The organism is Streptomyces sp. NPDC051180 (assembly GCF_040689545.1).
Taxonomy (GTDB): domain Bacteria; phylum Actinomycetota; class Actinomycetes; order Streptomycetales; family Streptomycetaceae; genus Streptomyces.
The window spans coordinates 223,896-240,890 of the sequence record NZ_JBFBBC010000005.1 but is presented as its reverse complement, the minus strand read 5'-3'; the positions used below and the strand labels follow the sequence as shown (position 1 = coordinate 240,890).

The 16,995-nt window shown below is 70.0% G+C and carries 20 protein-coding genes; 17 read left to right on the top strand and 3 right to left on the bottom strand.

Going from position 1 to position 16,995, the window contains the following annotated elements:
- The first annotated feature begins 132 nt into the window (after positions 1-132).
- The 3 genes from AB0424_RS12395 (at position 133) to AB0424_RS12385 (ending at position 3,575) form a co-directional block, all read left to right on the top strand.
- Entirely contained in the window at positions 133-1,413 is a 1,281-nt protein-coding gene (locus tag AB0424_RS12395) for an amidohydrolase family protein (protein WP_366304527.1), read from the top strand.
- Positions 1,414-1,415: 2 nt separating this feature from the next.
- Complete coding sequence (locus AB0424_RS12390) at positions 1,416-2,072, top strand: SDR family oxidoreductase (RefSeq protein WP_366304525.1); 657 nt, start codon at positions 1,416-1,418, stop codon at positions 2,070-2,072.
- Between the two features lie 1,035 nt (positions 2,073-3,107).
- Positions 3,108-3,575, top strand: a complete 468-nt coding sequence (locus tag AB0424_RS12385; RefSeq protein ID WP_366304523.1) for a hypothetical protein — start codon at positions 3,108-3,110, stop codon at positions 3,573-3,575.
- Positions 3,576-4,120: 545 nt separating this feature from the next.
- On the opposite strand, the gene AB0424_RS12380 is transcribed toward AB0424_RS12385, so the two are convergent.
- From AB0424_RS12380 to AB0424_RS12370, 3 genes are all read right to left on the bottom strand, one after another.
- Positions 4,121-4,666 carry a hypothetical protein gene (locus AB0424_RS12380; protein ID WP_366304522.1) on the bottom strand — a complete coding sequence of 182 codons (546 nt, stop codon included), beginning with the start codon at positions 4,664-4,666 and terminating at the stop codon, positions 4,121-4,123.
- A 139-nt stretch (positions 4,667-4,805) separates the two neighbouring features.
- The gene (locus tag AB0424_RS12375; protein WP_366304783.1) at positions 4,806-5,351 is read right to left on the bottom strand and encodes a GNAT family N-acetyltransferase; all 546 of its coding nucleotides are present in this window, start codon (positions 5,349-5,351) and stop codon (positions 4,806-4,808) included.
- Positions 5,352-5,391: 40 nt separating this feature from the next.
- Positions 5,392-6,150 (bottom strand): GntR family transcriptional regulator, encoded by a 759-nt coding sequence (locus AB0424_RS12370; protein WP_366304520.1) that lies wholly within the window; start codon positions 6,148-6,150, stop codon positions 5,392-5,394.
- 455 nt (positions 6,151-6,605) lie between these two features.
- Between AB0424_RS12370 and AB0424_RS12365 the strand changes: the two genes are divergently transcribed.
- The 14 genes from AB0424_RS12365 to AB0424_RS12300 all read left to right on the top strand — a co-directional run bounded on the left by AB0424_RS12365 (position 6,606) and on the right by AB0424_RS12300 (position 16,859).
- Positions 6,606-6,872 carry a DUF6284 family protein gene (locus tag AB0424_RS12365; protein WP_366304519.1) on the top strand — a complete coding sequence of 89 codons (267 nt, stop codon included), beginning with the start codon at positions 6,606-6,608 and terminating at the stop codon, positions 6,870-6,872.
- Positions 6,869-7,045, top strand: a complete 177-nt coding sequence (locus tag AB0424_RS12360; RefSeq protein WP_366304518.1) for a hypothetical protein — start codon at positions 6,869-6,871, stop codon at positions 7,043-7,045. Before AB0424_RS12365 ends, AB0424_RS12360 begins: the two co-directional genes overlap by 4 nt.
- Positions 7,042-8,175, top strand: coding sequence for a conjugal transfer protein (locus AB0424_RS12355; protein ID WP_366304516.1), 1,134 nt, complete (start codon positions 7,042-7,044; stop codon positions 8,173-8,175). Before AB0424_RS12360 ends, AB0424_RS12355 begins: the two co-directional genes overlap by 4 nt.
- The gene (locus AB0424_RS12350; protein WP_366304514.1) at positions 8,172-8,507 is read left to right on the top strand and encodes an RRQRL motif-containing zinc-binding protein; all 336 of its coding nucleotides are present in this window, start codon (positions 8,172-8,174) and stop codon (positions 8,505-8,507) included. Before AB0424_RS12355 ends, AB0424_RS12350 begins: the two co-directional genes overlap by 4 nt.
- Positions 8,504-8,722 carry a hypothetical protein gene (locus tag AB0424_RS12345; RefSeq protein ID WP_366304512.1) on the top strand — a complete coding sequence of 73 codons (219 nt, stop codon included), beginning with the start codon at positions 8,504-8,506 and terminating at the stop codon, positions 8,720-8,722. Before AB0424_RS12350 ends, AB0424_RS12345 begins: the two co-directional genes overlap by 4 nt.
- The gene (locus AB0424_RS12340; protein WP_366304510.1) at positions 8,719-9,099 is read left to right on the top strand and encodes a DUF6251 family protein; all 381 of its coding nucleotides are present in this window, start codon (positions 8,719-8,721) and stop codon (positions 9,097-9,099) included. Before AB0424_RS12345 ends, AB0424_RS12340 begins: the two co-directional genes overlap by 4 nt.
- A gap of 76 nt (positions 9,100-9,175) precedes the next feature.
- Complete coding sequence (locus AB0424_RS12335) at positions 9,176-9,385, top strand: DUF6257 family protein (RefSeq protein WP_366304508.1); 210 nt, start codon at positions 9,176-9,178, stop codon at positions 9,383-9,385.
- 90 nt (positions 9,386-9,475) lie between these two features.
- Positions 9,476-11,638 carry a cell division protein FtsK gene (locus tag AB0424_RS12330; RefSeq protein WP_366304507.1) on the top strand — a complete coding sequence of 721 codons (2,163 nt, stop codon included), beginning with the start codon at positions 9,476-9,478 and terminating at the stop codon, positions 11,636-11,638.
- Positions 11,639-11,862: 224 nt separating this feature from the next.
- Positions 11,863-12,051: a hypothetical protein gene (locus AB0424_RS12325; RefSeq protein WP_366304505.1), complete on the top strand. Its 189-nt coding sequence runs from the start codon at positions 11,863-11,865 to the stop codon at positions 12,049-12,051.
- 3 nt (positions 12,052-12,054) lie between these two features.
- Positions 12,055-12,396 carry a hypothetical protein gene (locus tag AB0424_RS12320; protein ID WP_366304504.1) on the top strand — a complete coding sequence of 114 codons (342 nt, stop codon included), beginning with the start codon at positions 12,055-12,057 and terminating at the stop codon, positions 12,394-12,396.
- A gap of 85 nt (positions 12,397-12,481) precedes the next feature.
- Positions 12,482-13,354 carry a bifunctional DNA primase/polymerase gene (locus tag AB0424_RS12315; protein WP_366304502.1) on the top strand — a complete coding sequence of 291 codons (873 nt, stop codon included), beginning with the start codon at positions 12,482-12,484 and terminating at the stop codon, positions 13,352-13,354.
- A 1-nt stretch (position 13,355) separates the two neighbouring features.
- Complete coding sequence (locus tag AB0424_RS12310; RefSeq protein ID WP_366304500.1) at positions 13,356-14,831, top strand: ATP-binding protein; 1,476 nt, start codon at positions 13,356-13,358, stop codon at positions 14,829-14,831.
- 460 nt (positions 14,832-15,291) lie between these two features.
- The gene (locus AB0424_RS12305; RefSeq protein WP_366304498.1) at positions 15,292-15,498 is read left to right on the top strand and encodes a helix-turn-helix domain-containing protein; all 207 of its coding nucleotides are present in this window, start codon (positions 15,292-15,294) and stop codon (positions 15,496-15,498) included.
- Positions 15,495-16,859, top strand: coding sequence for a tyrosine-type recombinase/integrase (locus AB0424_RS12300; protein WP_366304496.1), 1,365 nt, complete (start codon positions 15,495-15,497; stop codon positions 16,857-16,859). Before AB0424_RS12305 ends, AB0424_RS12300 begins: the two co-directional genes overlap by 4 nt.
- The last annotated feature ends 136 nt before the right edge of the window (positions 16,860-16,995 follow it).

The window sequence follows — 16,995 nt, the reverse complement described above, 5'->3', positions numbered from 1 at the left end:
CCAGGCGTCCCGTAGGCCACTCGTGGACTCGTCGGTACGACTTATGCGCACCTCCTCGAAGGCGGGTCGGGCCGCCCCTAGGCTCGGCCCGACGCTGCGTGATCTTGATCGTGAGGAGCCTTGAGGAGCCCGATGTCAGCCGACAGCAAGCAGCCCCAGCCGCCCGAGGACGGCGCCGCCACGACCGCCGACTCGACCTCGCTCCTGCTCTCCCACGCCCGGCTCACCGACGGGCGGTCCGTGGACGTCCGCCTCTCCGGCGGCCGCATCGAGGCCGTCGGCACGGCGGGCAGCCTGGCCGCGGTCGGCGCGCGGGTCGACCTCACCGGCTATCTGCTGCTGCCCGCCGCCGCCGAACCCCACGCCCACGCCGACACCGCCCTCTCCTCCGACACCCCCGGCCCCGTCTCGTACGCGCCGGACGACGTGCAGCGGCGGGCCACCGAGGCCGCGCTGCTCCAGCTCGGCCACGGCGCCACGGCGCTCCGCGCGCACGTGCGGATCGGCGACGTCCAGGGGCTCGGCCCGCTGGAGGCCGTGCTCCAGGCCCGGCGCTCGCTGCGCGGCCTCGCCGACCTCACGGCCGTCGCCGTCCCCCGGCTCCTCACCGGGGTCGCGGGCGCGGACGGCCTCGCCATGCTGCGGGACGCGGTCAAGATGGGAGCCGGCGTCGTCGGCGGCTGCCCCGACCTCGACCCGGACCCGGCCGGATACGTCGAGGCGGTCCTGGAGATCGCCGCCGAGCACGGCGTCCCGGTCGACCTGCACACCGACGCCGACGACCCGGCCCGCCTCGCCCGGCTCGCGGCGATGGCCGGCGGACTGCGGCCCGGCGTGACGCTCGGCCCCTGCGCCGGCCTCGGCCGGCTCCCCGCCGACGCGGCACGGCGGGCGGCCGACCGGCTGGCCGCCGCCGGCGCGACCGTGGTCTGCCTGCCGCAGGGCGGCTGCGGCGGGACGGAGACGCGGGGCGCGGCCCCGGTCCGGCTCCTCCGGGCGGCAGGGGTGCGGGTCGCGGCCGGCAGCGGGGCGCTGCGGGACGTGGCCAACCCGGTGGGCCGCGGGGACCCGCTGGAGGCCGCCTACCTCCTCGCCTCGCTGGGCGGGCTGCCGCCGCAGGAGGCGTACGCGGCGGTGAGCGCCGAGGCGAGGGCGGTGATGGGGCTGCCGGAGGTGCGCGTGGAGGCCGGCTTCCCCGCGGAGCTGCTCGCGGTGCGCGGGGAGCGCCTGTCGGGGGTGCTCTCCCTCGCGTACAGCCGGATCGTCGTCCACCGGGGGCGGGTGGTGGCGCGGACGAGCGCGGTGCGGGAGTACTGCGACTCGGCGGCGGCGCTCGACCTGCCGCGCCAGGCGCGCCCGGAGCGTCCGCCCGAGCCGGGAAGCCCTCCGGCCGGTCCCGTCGTACGGTCGTGAGTATGCGCATCGTCATCGCTGGAGGACACGGTCAGATCGCCCTGCGCCTGGAGAGGCTGCTCTCGGCGGGCGGACACGAGGTCGCGGGGATCATCCGCAGACCGGAGCAGGGCGCCGACCTGCGGGAGGCGGGAGCCGAACCCGTCGTGCTCGACCTGGAGTCGGCGTCGGTCGAGATGGTCGCCGCCGTCCTCCAGGGCGCCGACGCGGCCGCCTTCGCCGCCGGAGCGGGGCCGGGCAGCGACGCCGCCCGCAAGGACACGGTGGACCGCGGGGCCGCCGTGCTCTTCGCGGACGCGGCCGAACGCGCGGGCGTACGCCGCTACCTCGTCGTCTCCTCGATGGGCGCCGACGCCACCCATCAGGGCGACGAGGTCTTCGACGCCTACCTCCGCGCCAAGGGCGCCGCCGACGACGCCATCCGCGCCCGCACCACCCTGGACTGGACGATCCTGCGCCCCGGCGCCCTCACCGACGACGCCGGCACGGGCATGGTCCGCCTGGAGGCCCGCACCGGCCGCGGCCCCGTCCCCCGAGACGACGTCGCCGCCACCCTCGCCGAGCTCCTCGACACCCCCGGCACCGCCGGCCTCACCCTCGAACTCGTCTCGGGCTCCACGCCCCTGAACGTCGCCGTGAAGGACGTCGCCGGCAACTGACCCCCGGCCGAAAACGACTGAAGGTCCCCGGTGAGAACACCGGGGACCTTCTTCGCGTGGCGACGCCAGGATTCGAACCTGGGTAGGCTAAGCCGACGGATTTACAGACTTCTGGCTTCCGCCACTAAGGAGTGCCGCTGACCTGCGACGAAGCGCGCCGGTTCTCACATAGGCGAAGCAGTCGTCCGCGCCTCGTCCAGCGCTCATGAACTTTCAGCGTCAGGCCGCTCATTCATGAAGCGATAGGCCGCCATCCCCAACGTCGCTATGGCAACGAAGGCTCCACCCGCCCCTGCGACGACTCCTGTCGGCTCGGCGCCGAGCGCGTAGAAGAGCACTCCCGAAGCAACCGCCGCACACACGCTGCTGAGCATGATGACGGCCAGCCAAACCCCACGCTGCGAAGCGGTAGTTGAGCTCACTTGCCCTCCTCCCTGGCGTTTGCGCGCCAGGCTCGCACGGTCTCCCGACGACCATCGGGATCACAACGACGACCGTGCCAGACGCGAAACCGCAGGTCAAAGGAGTGGATGCACCTTTGCGAAGGTGTCACTAAGCGCTCCTACTGGACACGCCCGACTGCCGTGGAGTAGCTCTATGACCGATGCGATTGAAGGACCAACCCTTCGCGCAGGAAAGGAAGAAGAGGACTACTAGTACCCCCGTGACCCCTGGTACCCCTGGTACCGCCTGTCTCTCCTTCGCAAAGGTCGACGAGTTTTGCCGAACCCTCTGTTCCCGTCTGCCGTCACGCTCCTAGACAAGGCAGTAACCACCGCTGCACGACGCACCCAGGTGCCCTTCTGGCCCTCCTTCGTAAGGGCGAGGGAGGGCGCAGGCGCCCCACCGCTCGCTCGGCTCATCCAAGGTGGTCGCGGGGGTGAAGTACGACTCAAGCTCTATCTGTGCATCACGATGATGGCCACTGCGGAACCGCACGACATTCGGAGGCCGCCCACACCACAGCTCTGGTCCCGAATGCTCGCCTTGTCTTCCGAGACCGGACCCCGGCGAATCAACAGCAACCTCAAGTGGTTGGCCGCGAACAAGTTCATTGACTTGAAGCCTCGACAGGGCAATACGCCCATGATTCAGATGCTTTCACTCGATATGCCGGCCCTTCCCTACTCGCGAGCGAGCGCCCTGGCGCGCTACATCAGCGTCCCGACCGAGTTCTGGAGCCGGGGGTGGATTGTGGAGCTTGGCCCCACAGCAATTGCCCTACTACTCATCCTCCTCGAATCTCAGGGTGGGTACGACCGACCCCGGTATGTTCCGAAGGAGAGGCGCGAAGCCTACGGCGTCTCCCACAACACCTGGACCCAGGGAAGGAAGGAACTCGAACGACACAAGCTACTGACTGTAGGGCGGACTCCACAGGGCGGCGACTTCGACTACACCCGCCTGCGCAACACGTACTGGATCCACAAGGAACGACTCTTCAGCTCACCCGGGTCTCCCGAGACACGCTTGCTGAACTTTCCCCCAAACTTCGCCGACTAGGAGCTGCATGGCCATTAAGCAGCGGGCTACTCGTACCGCTGCCGCTACTTGGGCGGGAAGCGGAAGAAGGGGAAAGGTCAGTGGCCAGAGGGACGGCGAGGGGCCACAACGTGCGGGATGTCATCGGCTTGGGTGCGTGAATCAGGGCGCGCGAGGGGGTGGGGAGGACTGCCGCGAGAGGGGCCGCGGCCGCTGGCCGCGTGCAAGCACGGCGGCGATGCCCCTCTCCACGGAAAGTGGGCACGCGTGTTTGGTCCGGAAGCGACGTAGGGCCGGGCCGTCTTCGCGGTCCGGCCCTACGAACTGGCGAAGGATACGAGATTCGAACTCGTGAGGGGTTGCTCCCAACACGCTTTCCAAGTCTGGTGGCAGGACTCAGGTCAGTGCACGCGACTGTTCACCTGCGTTCAAGGGTGTTCCCGACGCCGTGGATAGCTTCAGTGCGCACGCCTGCGAACGTGTGCGGACGGCCGCGAATGAGACGGAAAATGAGACGAGGCTCGAGAGCCGTTAAGGCTTGCAGGAGCCGACGGGCTTTCGGTTGGTCATGAGTGACGACCCTCGGACGCGACACTGGCCGCTTGGTTTCGTACCGCGTCTTCGATCGCTGCCCGGTACGCACGAGCAGCCTTGACCTCTCGCCGGCTTGCCCGAATGGCTGTGACTACCACGAGATTGCACACCACGAAGCCACCCGTGATCAGGGAGATCAGTGAGATCCAGGCCGAAACCGGGTCCGGTTGACGACCATCATCGGCCAACCATCCCAATGTCAGGATCAGTGAGGTCAAAAGGGACACAGCAACTGAAGACCAGGCGAAGTAGACCCAGCCGTACGAGTTCACCGCAGGGTCCTCTGCACGCGCTGCTGTGGTGACGCGCGCGGCTATCTCTTGCAAGCGAGTGCGAGAAGACTCAGGATCTCGGGCGGAGACCTCAGCCATCGCCCTCTCGTACGCCTCGACCATCCGTTCGCTGCTCTGCTGGCTTCGGCGTAGGAACTGGTGCGCTTCGACTGCCGCAACGAGCAGCAACACGGGTGCAACTGCCGCGACAGTGGTGGCGTAGGACTCGGTCATCCTCAGACTCATGAGGGCATTTTGAGGTTCCCTGATCCATCCGGTCACCGTTTTCGATGGAACTGCTGGAGGGGAGGGCGGCAGCGTCGAGGCAGAATGCCGGGAGCCCGGCCGGGGGTGCCAGCCGGGCTCAGGACTGTAAGTGGTGCGGCTAGCGAGGGTTTGGCACTACTCCTTCCTGGGGCCGACTCGTGACTGGGCTGCCCACTGTCAATGGTGTCTCCGGGAGGCTCAGATTCTGCACGGGACGTTGGGCGAGCCAGCCCGAGAGACGGTGAGCGGGGGCCTCCGTTCGCACATGCTCGAATCCAAGACGCTCGTAGTACGAGTGGAGACCCGTGTTCGTGCGCCAGGTATCGATTCGGACCCAGTCCCGGCCTTCCGTGGCGGCCAGACGCGACGTCCAGTCCACGATGCGCTCCCCGAGCCGCAGTCCCGCTGCCCGCCGCCCGACGATCAGTTTGTAGAGGTAGAGCGCGGATTCTGGGCGGTCGCCATCCGTCCAGAAGTCCCGATCGACAGGGCCACGGCTTACGGTCGCCAGGATCGCGCCGTCGCCACCCTCGACAATCCAGGCGCGTCCTTCATCGATGGAGGCGCGCCACTTGCAGATCGCCTTGGCCCCCGTCTCGGGGTCACTCCACTGATCGGTGCCCTTGGACCGGAGCCAAGTCTCTGCCTCGGTCCGGAGCGCCATCAGAGCAGGGACGTCCTCCGCCCTCGCGGGGCGGAGGAACTCAGTCAGTGTCGACTTCATAGAGGATCTTGTGCCTATCTCCCGGGAGGATGGTGACCATGCAACGCAGGGGTTTGCCGTCCGCGTCGTAGCCCGTTCGGGTGTGCTCCGCGACCGGCGTCGCCGCTGGTAGCGCCAACAGTTCGGCTTCACGGTTCGTGGGCATTCGGACCGAGATTTCGTCCCTGTACTTGGCCTGGATGATGCCGACGGATGCCAGCACACCACCCGGGGCCGACACGTCGCGCGGCTCCATCAAGAGCGTGCCGTTGACCAGCTCCGGCGGGAAGTACGAGTCGGCCAAGGCATAGGGGCGGTTGTCCACGTAGCGGATGCGCTTGCGTGCGACAGCCAGGCCCTCGTCCGGCAGTGCCAGAGCGAGCCGCACGTGCGCCGGCGGCTGAACGATTGATACCGAGATGTCTTGCCTTGGCGCCTTACCCTCCTCTTCCACGGCACTGGCCCACTGGTCACCGGCGGTCCGCCCCTCGACAGCGTTTTCGTGCCGGCTGCGACTCTCTAGTGTCGTCCAGTTCCAGACGACCGGCGGGTAGTCCTCTCGGACGTACTTGCCCTGGCCCTGACCTGTCACGATTAGGCCCTCGTCGACGAGCACGCGCACGCCCGCGCGGATGGTCTCGCGGCTGTAGCCATACTCCGCCATCATTTTGGATTCACTCGGCAGAGGGTCGCCCGGGGTGAGTACCCCCCTCACGATCCGATCGCGTAGATCAGCCGCGATCTCCTGAGCCTTCGTCATGTGCCTTCGCACGGCGCCCCTTCCGCATCGCTCCAACTCCTCCGTACAAGTTAGACCAGGGGGCTTGACTCGCCAACCCTGCATCTACAAACTGATGGCACGTCACTCCTCCAGACAAGTCGGATGGGGTGTCAGGTACGTAGCTATGCCCATGAGTTCGGGACTGCTGGCGCCCTTTTTTGGGGGCAAGCCTCGAACGCTTGCTGCTTGAGAACTGAACAGAGGGCGCACCGCAACCCGCACTGGGGGAGAGCGGCCGTCAGTACGGACATCCGATTCCGCAGCCGTCTCGGCTGCGGCCGGTTGCCTCCCCTGCCCGTCCGGCCCTCTTCGCGGGGGCCTGTACGGGCGGGGCTGAGGGGAGCCGGAGTCCCTGGTTCTAACGGCGAGACCCCCCGGAGCGGGAACTCCGGGGGGTCGGTTCGGGCCGTTCCTGTCTGAGAGGAACACACCCAATGAAGTCCATCGCTGCACTTCAGGCCGTTGTTACGGCCACCCCGTTCGACGGTGAGCCGTCGGACGCGGAGCTGGACGCGATCGAGTGGGAGATGCCGCTGATCCTGGCGGAGGTCGACCTGCTCGACGCGGAGATCATGACGCTCGACCGTCCGGCCACGATGCTGGACGAGCGGCGGATCCGCCGGGCCCGCAACCGGGTTCTGGCCGAGCGCCGGGACCTGACCAACCGCGCCAGCCGGACGCGGGCGGGCGGTGCCGCGTGAACACCCTCACCTACTGGCTCCTGATCGCCCTGGCCGTCGGAGTCGAGACCTGGGGCCAGGTCATCGGCAACCAGGACGTCACCTTCGTCGGCTTGATCGCCGGACTCGGTGTGATCGCCGTCGCCCGCCTCCTGTACCGCGCCGACCAGAGCGAGAGCGGTGAGGAGGCGTGAACGCCACCGGCAAGGAGCTGAGCAAGCTCCAGCGGATCGTGCTGGGGGCGGCGTTCGTGCCGATGATCGCCACGGGCGGCGCCGGCGGGTACGGCACCTTCACCAACATCAAGGCCGCCTACGGCTCCGGCACGGCCGTCGGTGCGGTCGCGGCCGGCGAGGGCGCCACCGCCGTCCTGGCGATTGTGCTGCTCGGCCTGACGCTGCTGGGCCAGTCCTCGCCGCGCGTGATCAGGGCGGGGCTGTGGGCTCTTCCCGCCGCAGCGGCGGCCATGTCCGCCACGGCGGCCACCTCTCTGGGCGAGGTGGTCATCTACGCCCTGACCCCGATGGGCATGACCGCCTCCGCCGAGGGCGCCGCGTTCCTCGCCCGTCGGATCGTCGTCTACCGCGACGGTCACGACGCGGAGGCCGAGGCGCACACCGCCGCGATCGTGCAGGCCCTCGCCTACCACCGGGCCCGCGCCGCGAACCACCCCGGTGAGTGGACCCGCAAGCGCTCCGAGCGTGCGTCATGGCGCCTGGCGCGGAAGGTCGGCACCGGTGATCACACCCTCGGTGCCCGACTGGTCGACGTCCAGCGCGACCACATCACCGCCGGAGCCGATGCCGCCCTCGCCGACATGTTCGGCCTCCCCACCACCATCGGACCGGTCGACGAACCGGCCGCCCTGACGGTGGAGCTGGAGGTAGACCGGTCTACCCGACCGATCCACCCTGCAGATGCGGAGGAAACAGAACAGATCAGTATGGAACGGTCTACCTCTGACCTGCCCGTACCGGCCATCGAACCGGCCCCTGCCAAGCACAGCCCGCACGACCTGTTCCAGCTCGAAGAGCCCACCCGGCCCGGTCCACCTGAGTTGACCGATCGGGGATCCAAGCGGGTCGACGCGGCCGAGCAGGCGCCTGCGACCAAGCGGGTGACCCGCCGGGTCCCGGAGGCAGCCAAGTCACCCCAGCCCCGCCGCACCCGGGAACAACTCCTCGCTGAGGCACGGGGGCTGACGGAGTCGTGGCCACTGGAGAACCTGACGGCCGACCGGATCCGGCGGGCGGTTCGCACGTCGCCGGAGAAGGGCCGATGGCTGCGCGAGACCTTGCGGGCCGAGCGCGGTGAGGCCACGTGAGCACGCTCCCCGTCTACCCCTGGCGACTCGCCCCCGAGGGTCTCGCCACGGTCCGCCAGCTCCGGGCGATCGGGCTGCGGCCCGGCGGTCAGGACGTCGCCGCCCAGCTCGAACGACCCCGCCGCCGGCGCGAACCGCTGATCGCGTTCCTCTACCGCATCGACCTGGCTCGCCCGGTCCGGCCGATGACCCCAGCCCGGTGGGCGGCCCTGGCCAAGGCGAACGCGGCCCGGCGGGTCTGCCCGGAGTGCGGGCGGGACGCCGGGTACCGCATCCCGCCCTCGCTCGGCATGTGCGCCCCCTGCGCCTACCCCGACACCGTCGCCGCGTGAGCGGCAGCAAGGAGCTTGCCGTGTCCGACCGGAACGACGACCCGCTGTTCATCGCCTACATGCGCTCCTTCGAGGCGTCCGCGACGCACACCGCCACCTGCGGGGACTGCCAGGACGGCGAGCCGTGCGCCAAGGGCGACCCCCTCCACGCCGAATTCATCACCCTCCAGGACACCTGGACCCAGAAGGCCCGAGCCGAAAGGGCACGACCGTGAACCATCTCCCCGAGCCGGTCCGGGTCGTACAGCTCCCGGACGGCACCTACACCTACGCCGACCACCTCCCCGCCCCGCAGGGCACGTTCAGCGGCCCGCAGGTGGTCCACCAGCACATCCACCAGGCGCCACCGGACCGCACCGTCCAGCGGATCGCCCTCGGCTCCGGCATCGGGGCCGGCACGGTTGCCGCCGGGGTCTACTTCGGCCCGCTCCTCGTCGGCGCACTCACGGCGATCGCCGCCAATCTCGCCCTGCTCGCGTTCCTGGCCGCCGTCCTGGCCTGGGGCGTGGTGAGCGTCGTGAAGTCGGTCGGCGGCACGGACGGCAAGGCCGCCGCCAAGACCCTGGCCAGGACGCGTAAGCGCCGCCGCTGACGGCTGCCCGATCCGCCCGACACGTACGGGCGGTGAGGGGAGTCGGGACAGCCCCGGCCCCGGAAGGGACCGTGTCGTGGCCAGCAAGAACAACGAGAACGAGACGAACACCCCGCCGCTGACCGCCGGTGAGAAGGCGCAGGTCGGCTGGTACGTCGCCCGCATGTGCAAGCGCGGGATCGCCGGAGAGGGCGTCTACCAGGGCGACCTGGAGGCCAAGGTCGAGCGCGTCATCGACAAGGCGCGCAAGCGCGCCGACAAGAACGCCCAGCGCAACGCCAAGTAGCTGTGCCCCGGGGCGGCCGACAGCCGCCAAGCATCCCGACCGCCCCGGGCCCATCCCGCACCTCTTTCGAGCAGCAGGAGAACCTCCATCATGACCGAGCCCGCGACCGAGGCGACCGTGGTCAGCCTTGCCGATCACCGCGCCGCCCGCACCGACGAGGCGCCGCCGATAGACCTGAACAAGGCCCCCGAGCAGGACGGAGCCGAGCCCGAGGAGTCGGGCGTCGACGTGGTTGACCTGCCCGGCAACCCCCTGGCGGACTGGCTGACCGTCCCCGACATGCCGGTCCTGCCGGTGTGGGCCCGGTCGGTGAAGTCGATCCGGGAGAACACCGCCGCGCTGGGGCGTCTGGCGTGGTGGCTCTTCCGCTACCACGGCGTGCGCACGCCGAAGTACCTGCTCAAGACCGTGCTCCTCGCGGCCCGCGGCTTCTTCCGCGCCGCCAAGGGCCTGTGGCCGATGCTGTCGGCGCAGGAGCAGTCCGCGACCGTGAAGGCCCTGCGCGCCCAGTCGAAGCTCCGGCCGGAGGACATCGACCTGGCGGCCCGTCACCAGGCCGCCTACGCCGAGCGCACGCAGAGCCGTCGGTGGCGGTTCGGTATCGCCGCGATCGGCGTCGCGGCCGCCGCGACCGGCATCCTGCTCGCCGACCCGCTCCTCCAGGCCGCGATCGGCGCCGCCGTCACCGTCCCCCTCGCGCACCTCGGTCGCGGTGAGGAGACGCGGCTTTTGGACCAGGCGGCGCCGCCGATCCGGGTGGACATGTCCGCGCAGCAGCTCAACGACGCGCTGAGGGCCGCCGGCCTCCTGAAAAGCGGCAGCGGCAAGGACGAGAAGGACCTTCCGCGTGTGGCCTGCACGATGGGCCCCGTCCGGGACGGCCGTGGCTGGTCGGTGATCTTCGACATGCCACGGGGCGGCGGCAAGACCGCCTCCGACGTCCTCGCCAAGCGGGAGGTCATCGCCCAGGAACTCGGCGTGGACGAGATCCAGGTCATCATGTCCCGCGTCCGCGCCGTCAACGGCGGCAACGCCGGCCGCGTCTCGATGTGGGTCTCCGACGACGACCCCTACCTCGGTACGCCGAATCCCTCGCCGCTGGAGAAGGCCGAGCGGTTCTCCATCTGGGAGCCGGTCCCCTTCGGCCAGGACGCCCGGGGCACCCGGATCAGCGTCCCGGTGATGTGGCAGTCGATGTTCTTCGGCGGACTCCCGCGCCGGGGCAAGACCTTCACCCAGCGGCTCCTGACCGCCGCCGGGCTGCTGGACCCGTTCGTGCGGCACTACGTCGCGGACGGCAAGGGCGGCGCCGACTGGATGCCCATGAAGGCCGTCGCCCACCGGCTCGTCATGGGCGCCGAGGACGACGCCATCAACGCGCTCAAGGCCATGCTCGCGGAGCTGCTCGCGGAGATGGAACGCCGCTTCGCGCTGCTCCGGGACCTGCCGCCGTCGGTGTGCCCGGAGGGCAAGCTCACCCCGGAGATCATCGCCCGCTATAACCTCCCGGTCATCTTCGTCACCATCGACGAACTCCAGGAGTTCTTCACCGCCATGGAGCGCGAGGACCGCGAGCAGGTCATCAACGACCTGTGCCGCATCGCCCGGCGTGGACCGGCCGCCGGGTTCATCTCCAACTTCGCCTCCCAGCGCCCCGACGCCGAATCGGTGCCGACCAAACTCCGGGAGATCATCACCATCCGCTACTCCACCCAGGTCGTCGACCGCGCGTCCAGCGACATGGTCCTCGGCAAGGGCAAGGCCGCCCAGGGAGCCGACGCCTCGGTGCTCTCCGAGGAGCACAAGGGTGTGGGTGTCCTGGTGACCGGTCCGGCTTCGTACGTGACGGTGCGGGCCGACTACCTCGACGCCACCGCCTTCGCCGCCCTGTGCCGCAAGGGCCGCACCCTGCGCCAGGAAGCCGGGCAGCTCACCGGGGATGCGGCCGGGGACGTCACCGCCGCCGCCGACGCGGCCGGCGTCACCGTCCCGCCGATCGTCTCCGACGTCCTGGAAGTCATGCGGCACTCCCCGCGCATGTTCACCCCCGACCTGCTCGCCGGACTCGTCAACATCGACGAGGACACCTACGGCGACTTCAACGCTGAGGCCCTCGCCTCCGCGCTGGAGGCCGCCGGGGTGAAGCGCACGAGCAAGCAGGTCAAGATCAGCGGCAGCAACGGCGCGGGCTACCAGCGGCGCGACATCGAGGCCGCCGTGCCCGCCGAGATCCTCCTGTCGGCAGGCCGGTAGAGGGGTCCCCCTCTACCCACCCCAGGATCAACACCCCACGAACGACCCCTCCCGCGCGCTTCCGGAGGGGCCGCGAAGTAGAGGGGGCCCTTTACCCCGGTCATGGGGGTGGTAAGGGCCTCTGACCTGCAAGGTAATGCCGGTAAAGGGGGTCGTCCCGGCCCCTGCCGGACGCTCCCAGACCCCGAGAACAGGGGCTGGTCACTCCCAGGGAGACACCGACCGTGGTCATCACCGTCTCGTTCGTCGTCCTCTTCGGACTCGTCCTGTTCTTCCTCCTGCGGTCCAAGGAACTGGGCGGCGGCGCCGCCTTCACCGCCGCCGGATTCGGCTTCTTCCTCGCCTCCACCGGCGCCGCCAAGCCCATCAACCAGCTCACCGAGAGCCTCATCCAGGCCGTCTCCCAGCTCTGACCCATGGGCCACCTGGACTGGGGCGACGCCCGGCACTTCGACCGCACCCAGGACCGGCCCTGCTGCCTGTGCGGCCGACCGACCCCCATGCGGTCCCACGCCGGTGAAGCCGTCCACAAGGTGTGTGCGGAGGACTGGAACAGCGCCCACCCCGACGAGGCCCGCCGCTACACCCCGCCGTCCAAAGACCGGCCGCAGCACGAGGTCGGCTCCTGGCGCTTCCACAACGACGGACCTGTCACCGACCAGCGCGTCACGGTCCTCACTGCGGTCACGACCGGCTCCCCGCCGCGCGTCGTCGATGTCGACGTCGAGCCGGGGCAACGCGGCCTGTTCGCCGCGTGACAGCAGGAAGGGCGGCCCCCCATCTCGCCAGATCCGGGGCCGCCCTTACATCCAGCAATGCACAAGAGAACTGGAGACCCCCAGCATGACCCAACCCACCCTCATTCGGCGAGTGCACCGGGCCGACCATCTCGACATCGCGATGCGCCTGGCGGCCGGCGGGCTGCCGGTCCTGCCCCTGCGCGCGGGGAAGGGCCCGTTCGGCAACTGCCCGACGTGCGAGAAGAACGCGTGCGGCGGGCGGCCGAACATGAAGACCCCCGGCCCCTGCGCCTGCCCCCGGCCGTGCCACGCGTGGGCCGCCGCCACCACGGACCCCACCGTCGTCGCCTCCCCGGCCTGGATGGCCGCGTGGCGGCACGCCGAGGCCGTCGCGTACCACCCCGGCGGCGCCGGAGTGACCGTCGTCGACCTGGACCACCAGGGCGCCGTCGATTGGGCCCGCCGGACGCTCCCGCCCACCCGGACCGTGGCCACCACCCGGGGCGAGCACTGGATCTACTCCGGCACCATGCCCTCGGTCAACTGCGTGCGTGACGGCGTCGACCTCAAGTCGCTCATGTCCTACGCCCGTTGGCTCGGCCCCGGCACCGGCACCACGACCGACCTGCCGCCGGCCGTCCGCGCGCTCGCCGACAAGGTCCCGGCCACCGCCCGGCCCGCGCCCCGCGCGGTCTCCGTGCCCGCGCCCGCCGACGGCGGGGAGTGCCGCCACCGCTCGCCCGCCTACCTGGAGCGCGGCATCTCCATGGCCGAGCAGCGGATCACCGACGCGGCGAGCGCGATCCACACCACGGTCTACCGGACGTTCCTGGCGGTGCTGTCCGCGCACGGCCGGTGCGGCTGCCTCACCGAGGCCCACATCGCCCGCCTGTTCACCGCCGCGCACGCCAGGGGCGAATCGGCCCGGCACTGCACCGAGGCGTGGTCCAACGCTCAGTCCGCTTTGGGGATGTGACATGTCCGAGGACGACAAGACCCCGGCCCGGGAAATCATCACCGACTACGCGCAGCAGCACTTCCGGTACTTCCGCACCGTCGACGGCGCCGTCTACGCCCAGCGCAACGGCCACCCCGTCGCCCGCCCCATCCGCTCCCAGGGCACGACCGGCAGCCACCGCCAGGAACTCATGGTCGGCCTGTTCCGCGACAACCACGGCGTCTTCAACGGAACCGCATTGAAGGAGGCACTCGACTTGATCGAAGCACTCGCGCTCACCGAGGACGTCCAGCCCACCCACATCCGCGTCGCCCCCGGCTTCGACGGCGCGACCTGGCTCGACCTCGGCCGCGACGACGGCAAATCCGTCCGCATCCACCCCACCGGCTGGACGATCCTCATCCCCGACCCGAGGGAGGTGTCCTGGCGCCGCACCCAGCTCACCGGCGAGATGCCCCTCCCGGTCAAGGACACCGAGGGCAAGGGCATCGACCGGTTGATGCGGCTGTGCAACTTCGCCACCGCCCAGGGCGAGAGCCTCGCCCTGGCCTGGCTGGTCGGCTGCCTCGACCCCTCCGCCCCCGTCCCGGCCCCGTTCCTCACCGGCCCCCAGGGCGCGGGCAAGTCCACCGCCGGCCGGATGCTCACCCGGATCATCGAGGGCATGAGCGGCGACCTCCGCCGGGCGCCGAAGGACGAGGAGAACCTGATCACGGCCGTAGCCGCCGGATGGGTCACCGCCCTGGACAACCTCTCCCACCTCGGCCCGGACCTCTCCGACCTGATGTGCTGCATCGTCACCGGCGCCGAGACCATCAAGCGCGCCCTGTTCAGCGACGGCGACGTCTACCGCTCCCGCTATCGCCGCCCCCTGCTGCTGACCGGGATCGACGTCGGCGTCATCCGCCCCGACCTCGCCGAACGCCTCCTCCCCCTCCGTCTGGAGCGCCCGCAGGTGCGGCGGACCGAGGCGGAGCTGTGGGCGGAGTTTGAGGATGCCCTGCCGGTCATCCTCGGCTCCCTGCTCGACCTCACCGTCACCGTCCGCGCCACCGAGGCCGATATCCCCACCGACCTGCGCATGGCCGACTTCGCCCACCTGTGCGCCCGGCTCGACGCAGCGGCCAGCATGGGAGCTCTGGACGCCTACCGGGCCAGCCTGGACGACCTGAACGACGACGTCATCGAGGGCGACCTGCTCGCGCAGACCGTCCTCAAGCACGCCGCCGGCCTGGATGCGGGCAGGGAGGTACGGATGACGTCCTCGGAGTGGCTGCACTGCCTCACCCATCTCTACAGCGGCGAGGAGTGCCGCCCGGTGCCCAAGGGGTGGCCCACCACCGGCAAGGTCCTCTCCGACCGTCTCAAGCGGCTCCAGCCCACCCTCGCCGCCCGGGGCGTCCTCGTCGACTGGGGCCGCACCAGCGCCGCCCGCTACATCGAGGTCACCCGACCCGCCCCGCTGTCGCCCGCGCAGGCCGAGGGCATGTTCTGATCCGACCGGGACCCGCACAGGCAAGAGGAGCACGCCTCGCCCAGGGAGCGGGGTGCTCCTCTTGTTGTTCGGCGGCTTGCCGCCGCCATGGGTCGTGCCGCGACGCGGCTCCGCTTTCACGCTCGAAGACGCGCACAACAACAGACACCACCCCCTTCTCTTTTCCTAAGAAGAGAGACGCTGCGTCACCCGCGTCACGAGCACCCAGTAAACGGCCTGCCACCTGCGACTACAGCCGTGACGCAGACGCTCGACGGCTGCGTCATCCCGCGTCACCCGCGTCACCGGTGACAAAGCCCTGCGTCACCCATGACGCACCCCCAGAGCCCCCGCGTCACTGAAAACCGCAGGTCAGAAGCTCAAGTGACGCGCAGGACGCAGTGACGCAGGAATCCACACCTCGGACACACACGGGCGTGACCCCGCCCGCTCACCGAATCTCGCCGCGATGAGGAGACCCATGGCCCGCACCGTCCGCCGCCGTCCGCCCGTCGACGAGTGGCTCCCCCTGACCGACGTCCTCGACGAGATCGGCATCACCCGAGCCACCTACTACCGCTGGCGCAACCGCGGCTACGGCCCCGAGGTGAGGCGCCTGCCCAACGGGCACCTGCGGGTCCGCCGCAGTGTGCTCGACGCCTTTCTGAACGAACTGGAGACCGTGTGACCGAGTGGAGCTACACCGTACGAATCTGGAGCATCAGGAAGCGGCCGTATCGCAAGCCATACCAGCTCCGGTGGCAGGTCGGCACTCGGCCGCATTCCGAGTCGTTCCTGACGCTTGGGCTCGCTGAGAGCCGACGGGCGCAATTCATCACGGCGACTCGTGAGGGTGAGCCGTGGGACGTCGACAGCGGGCTGCCGAAGTCGATGGTTCAGAAGGCCAAGGACATCTCCTGGTACCAGCACGCCAGGAACTACGTGGAGTTGAAGTGGGACCACTCCCCTGCCTCCACCCGCCGGAACCTCGCCGAGGCCATGGCCACCGTGACGCTCGCCCTGGTGAAGGACACGAAGGGCATGGGCGATCAGAAAGCCGTACGCCGCGCGCTCTACACCTGGGGCTTCAACGTCAACCAGTGGAAGAAGGAGGCGCCGGAAAACGTGGCAGCACTGCTCGCGTGGGTGGAGCGGAAGTCGGTCCCCACGTCGCAGCTTTCCGACCGGATGCTCGTTCGCCGGGCCCTGGACGCCTGCGCCCGCAGGCTGGACGGGAAGACGTCCTCCGGCTCGGTCATCGCCAGGAAGCGGGCCATCTTTCACCAGGCCCTCGGCATCGCCGTGGACGCCGAGCTGCTGGCCGAGAACCCCATGTCCACGCTCAAGTGGAAGGCACCGGAGCGGGTAGAGGAGGAAGTCGACCCGGCAGCCGTGCCGGACCCGGTGCAGGCCGCCGCGCTCCTCGCCGCCGTCGGCCGGCAGGGCGACCGCGGGCGGCACCTGGAGGCGTTCTTCGGCTGCCTGTACTACGCCGGCGCCCGACCCGGGGAGCTGGTCGGCGTCCGGCTCCAGGACTTCGACCTGCCCCGTCGCGGGTGGGGGCTCGTCCGGCTTCGGGAGAGTCGGGCACGGTCGGGTAGCTCCTGGACGGACAGCGGTGAGGCTCACGACCGGCGCGGCCTGAAGCACCGGACTCGGAAGGCCGTCAGGCACGTGCCGATCCCGCCCGAGCTGGTCGCGAAGCTGCGGTGGCACGTCACTCTGTACGGCGCCCACGCGGACGGGCGGGTCTTCCGGACGGCGCGGGGCGGCATGGTGCAGGAGAGCGGGTACGGCGAGGTCTGGGCGAACGCGCGGCAGGAAGCTCTCAGCCCGTCCGAACAGGAATCGAAGCTGGCCAAGCGGCCGTATGACCTTCGTCACGCCGCCGTCTCGACGTGGCTCAGTTCCGGGGTGGAACCCCAGTTGGTCGCCCAGCGGGCCGGCCACTCGGTCGCCGTCCTCTTTCGGGTCTACGCGAAGTTCCTGAAGGGTGGCGACGAGGCCGCGAACGCCAAGATCTCCGCCAGGCTGAGCCAGCACCGATGAGTCACGCCGACGGCTGTTGACGGGCGGCCGGTCCACAGCCACACACGAGGGCTGGATTCCCGTCCACGGGCCGTCCAGAGGCGCTGGTAGAGAGGGTGATTCGGCGGGACAGAGCGAGACAGTCGGGCCCTGGTCT

What these genes read in the sequence shown, in the direction of transcription:
- AB0424_RS12390 (WP_366304525.1), top strand. Translation starts at nt 1,416, where the DNA reads ATGCGCATCGTCATCGCTGGAGGACACGGTCAGATCGCCCTGCGCCTG.
- AB0424_RS12330 (WP_366304507.1), top strand. Translation starts at nt 9,476, where the DNA reads ATGACCGAGCCCGCGACCGAGGCGACCGTGGTCAGCCTTGCCGATCAC.
- AB0424_RS12375 (WP_366304783.1), bottom strand. Translation starts at nt 5,351, where the DNA reads ATGGCGCTCCGGACCGAGGCAGAGACTTGGCTCCGGTCCAAGGGCACC.
- AB0424_RS12365 (WP_366304519.1), top strand. Translation starts at nt 6,606, where the DNA reads ATGAAGTCCATCGCTGCACTTCAGGCCGTTGTTACGGCCACCCCGTTC.
- AB0424_RS12380 (WP_366304522.1), bottom strand. Translation starts at nt 4,666, where the DNA reads ATGAGTCTGAGGATGACCGAGTCCTACGCCACCACTGTCGCGGCAGTT.
- AB0424_RS12320 (WP_366304504.1), top strand. Translation starts at nt 12,055, where the DNA reads ATGGGCCACCTGGACTGGGGCGACGCCCGGCACTTCGACCGCACCCAG.
- AB0424_RS12305 (WP_366304498.1), top strand. Translation starts at nt 15,292, where the DNA reads ATGGCCCGCACCGTCCGCCGCCGTCCGCCCGTCGACGAGTGGCTCCCC.
- AB0424_RS12315 (WP_366304502.1), top strand. Translation starts at nt 12,482, where the DNA reads ATGACCCAACCCACCCTCATTCGGCGAGTGCACCGGGCCGACCATCTC.
- AB0424_RS12395 (WP_366304527.1), top strand. Translation starts at nt 133, where the DNA reads ATGTCAGCCGACAGCAAGCAGCCCCAGCCGCCCGAGGACGGCGCCGCC.
- AB0424_RS12310 (WP_366304500.1), top strand. Translation starts at nt 13,356, where the DNA reads ATGTCCGAGGACGACAAGACCCCGGCCCGGGAAATCATCACCGACTAC.
- AB0424_RS12370 (WP_366304520.1), bottom strand. Translation starts at nt 6,150, where the DNA reads ATGACGAAGGCTCAGGAGATCGCGGCTGATCTACGCGATCGGATCGTG.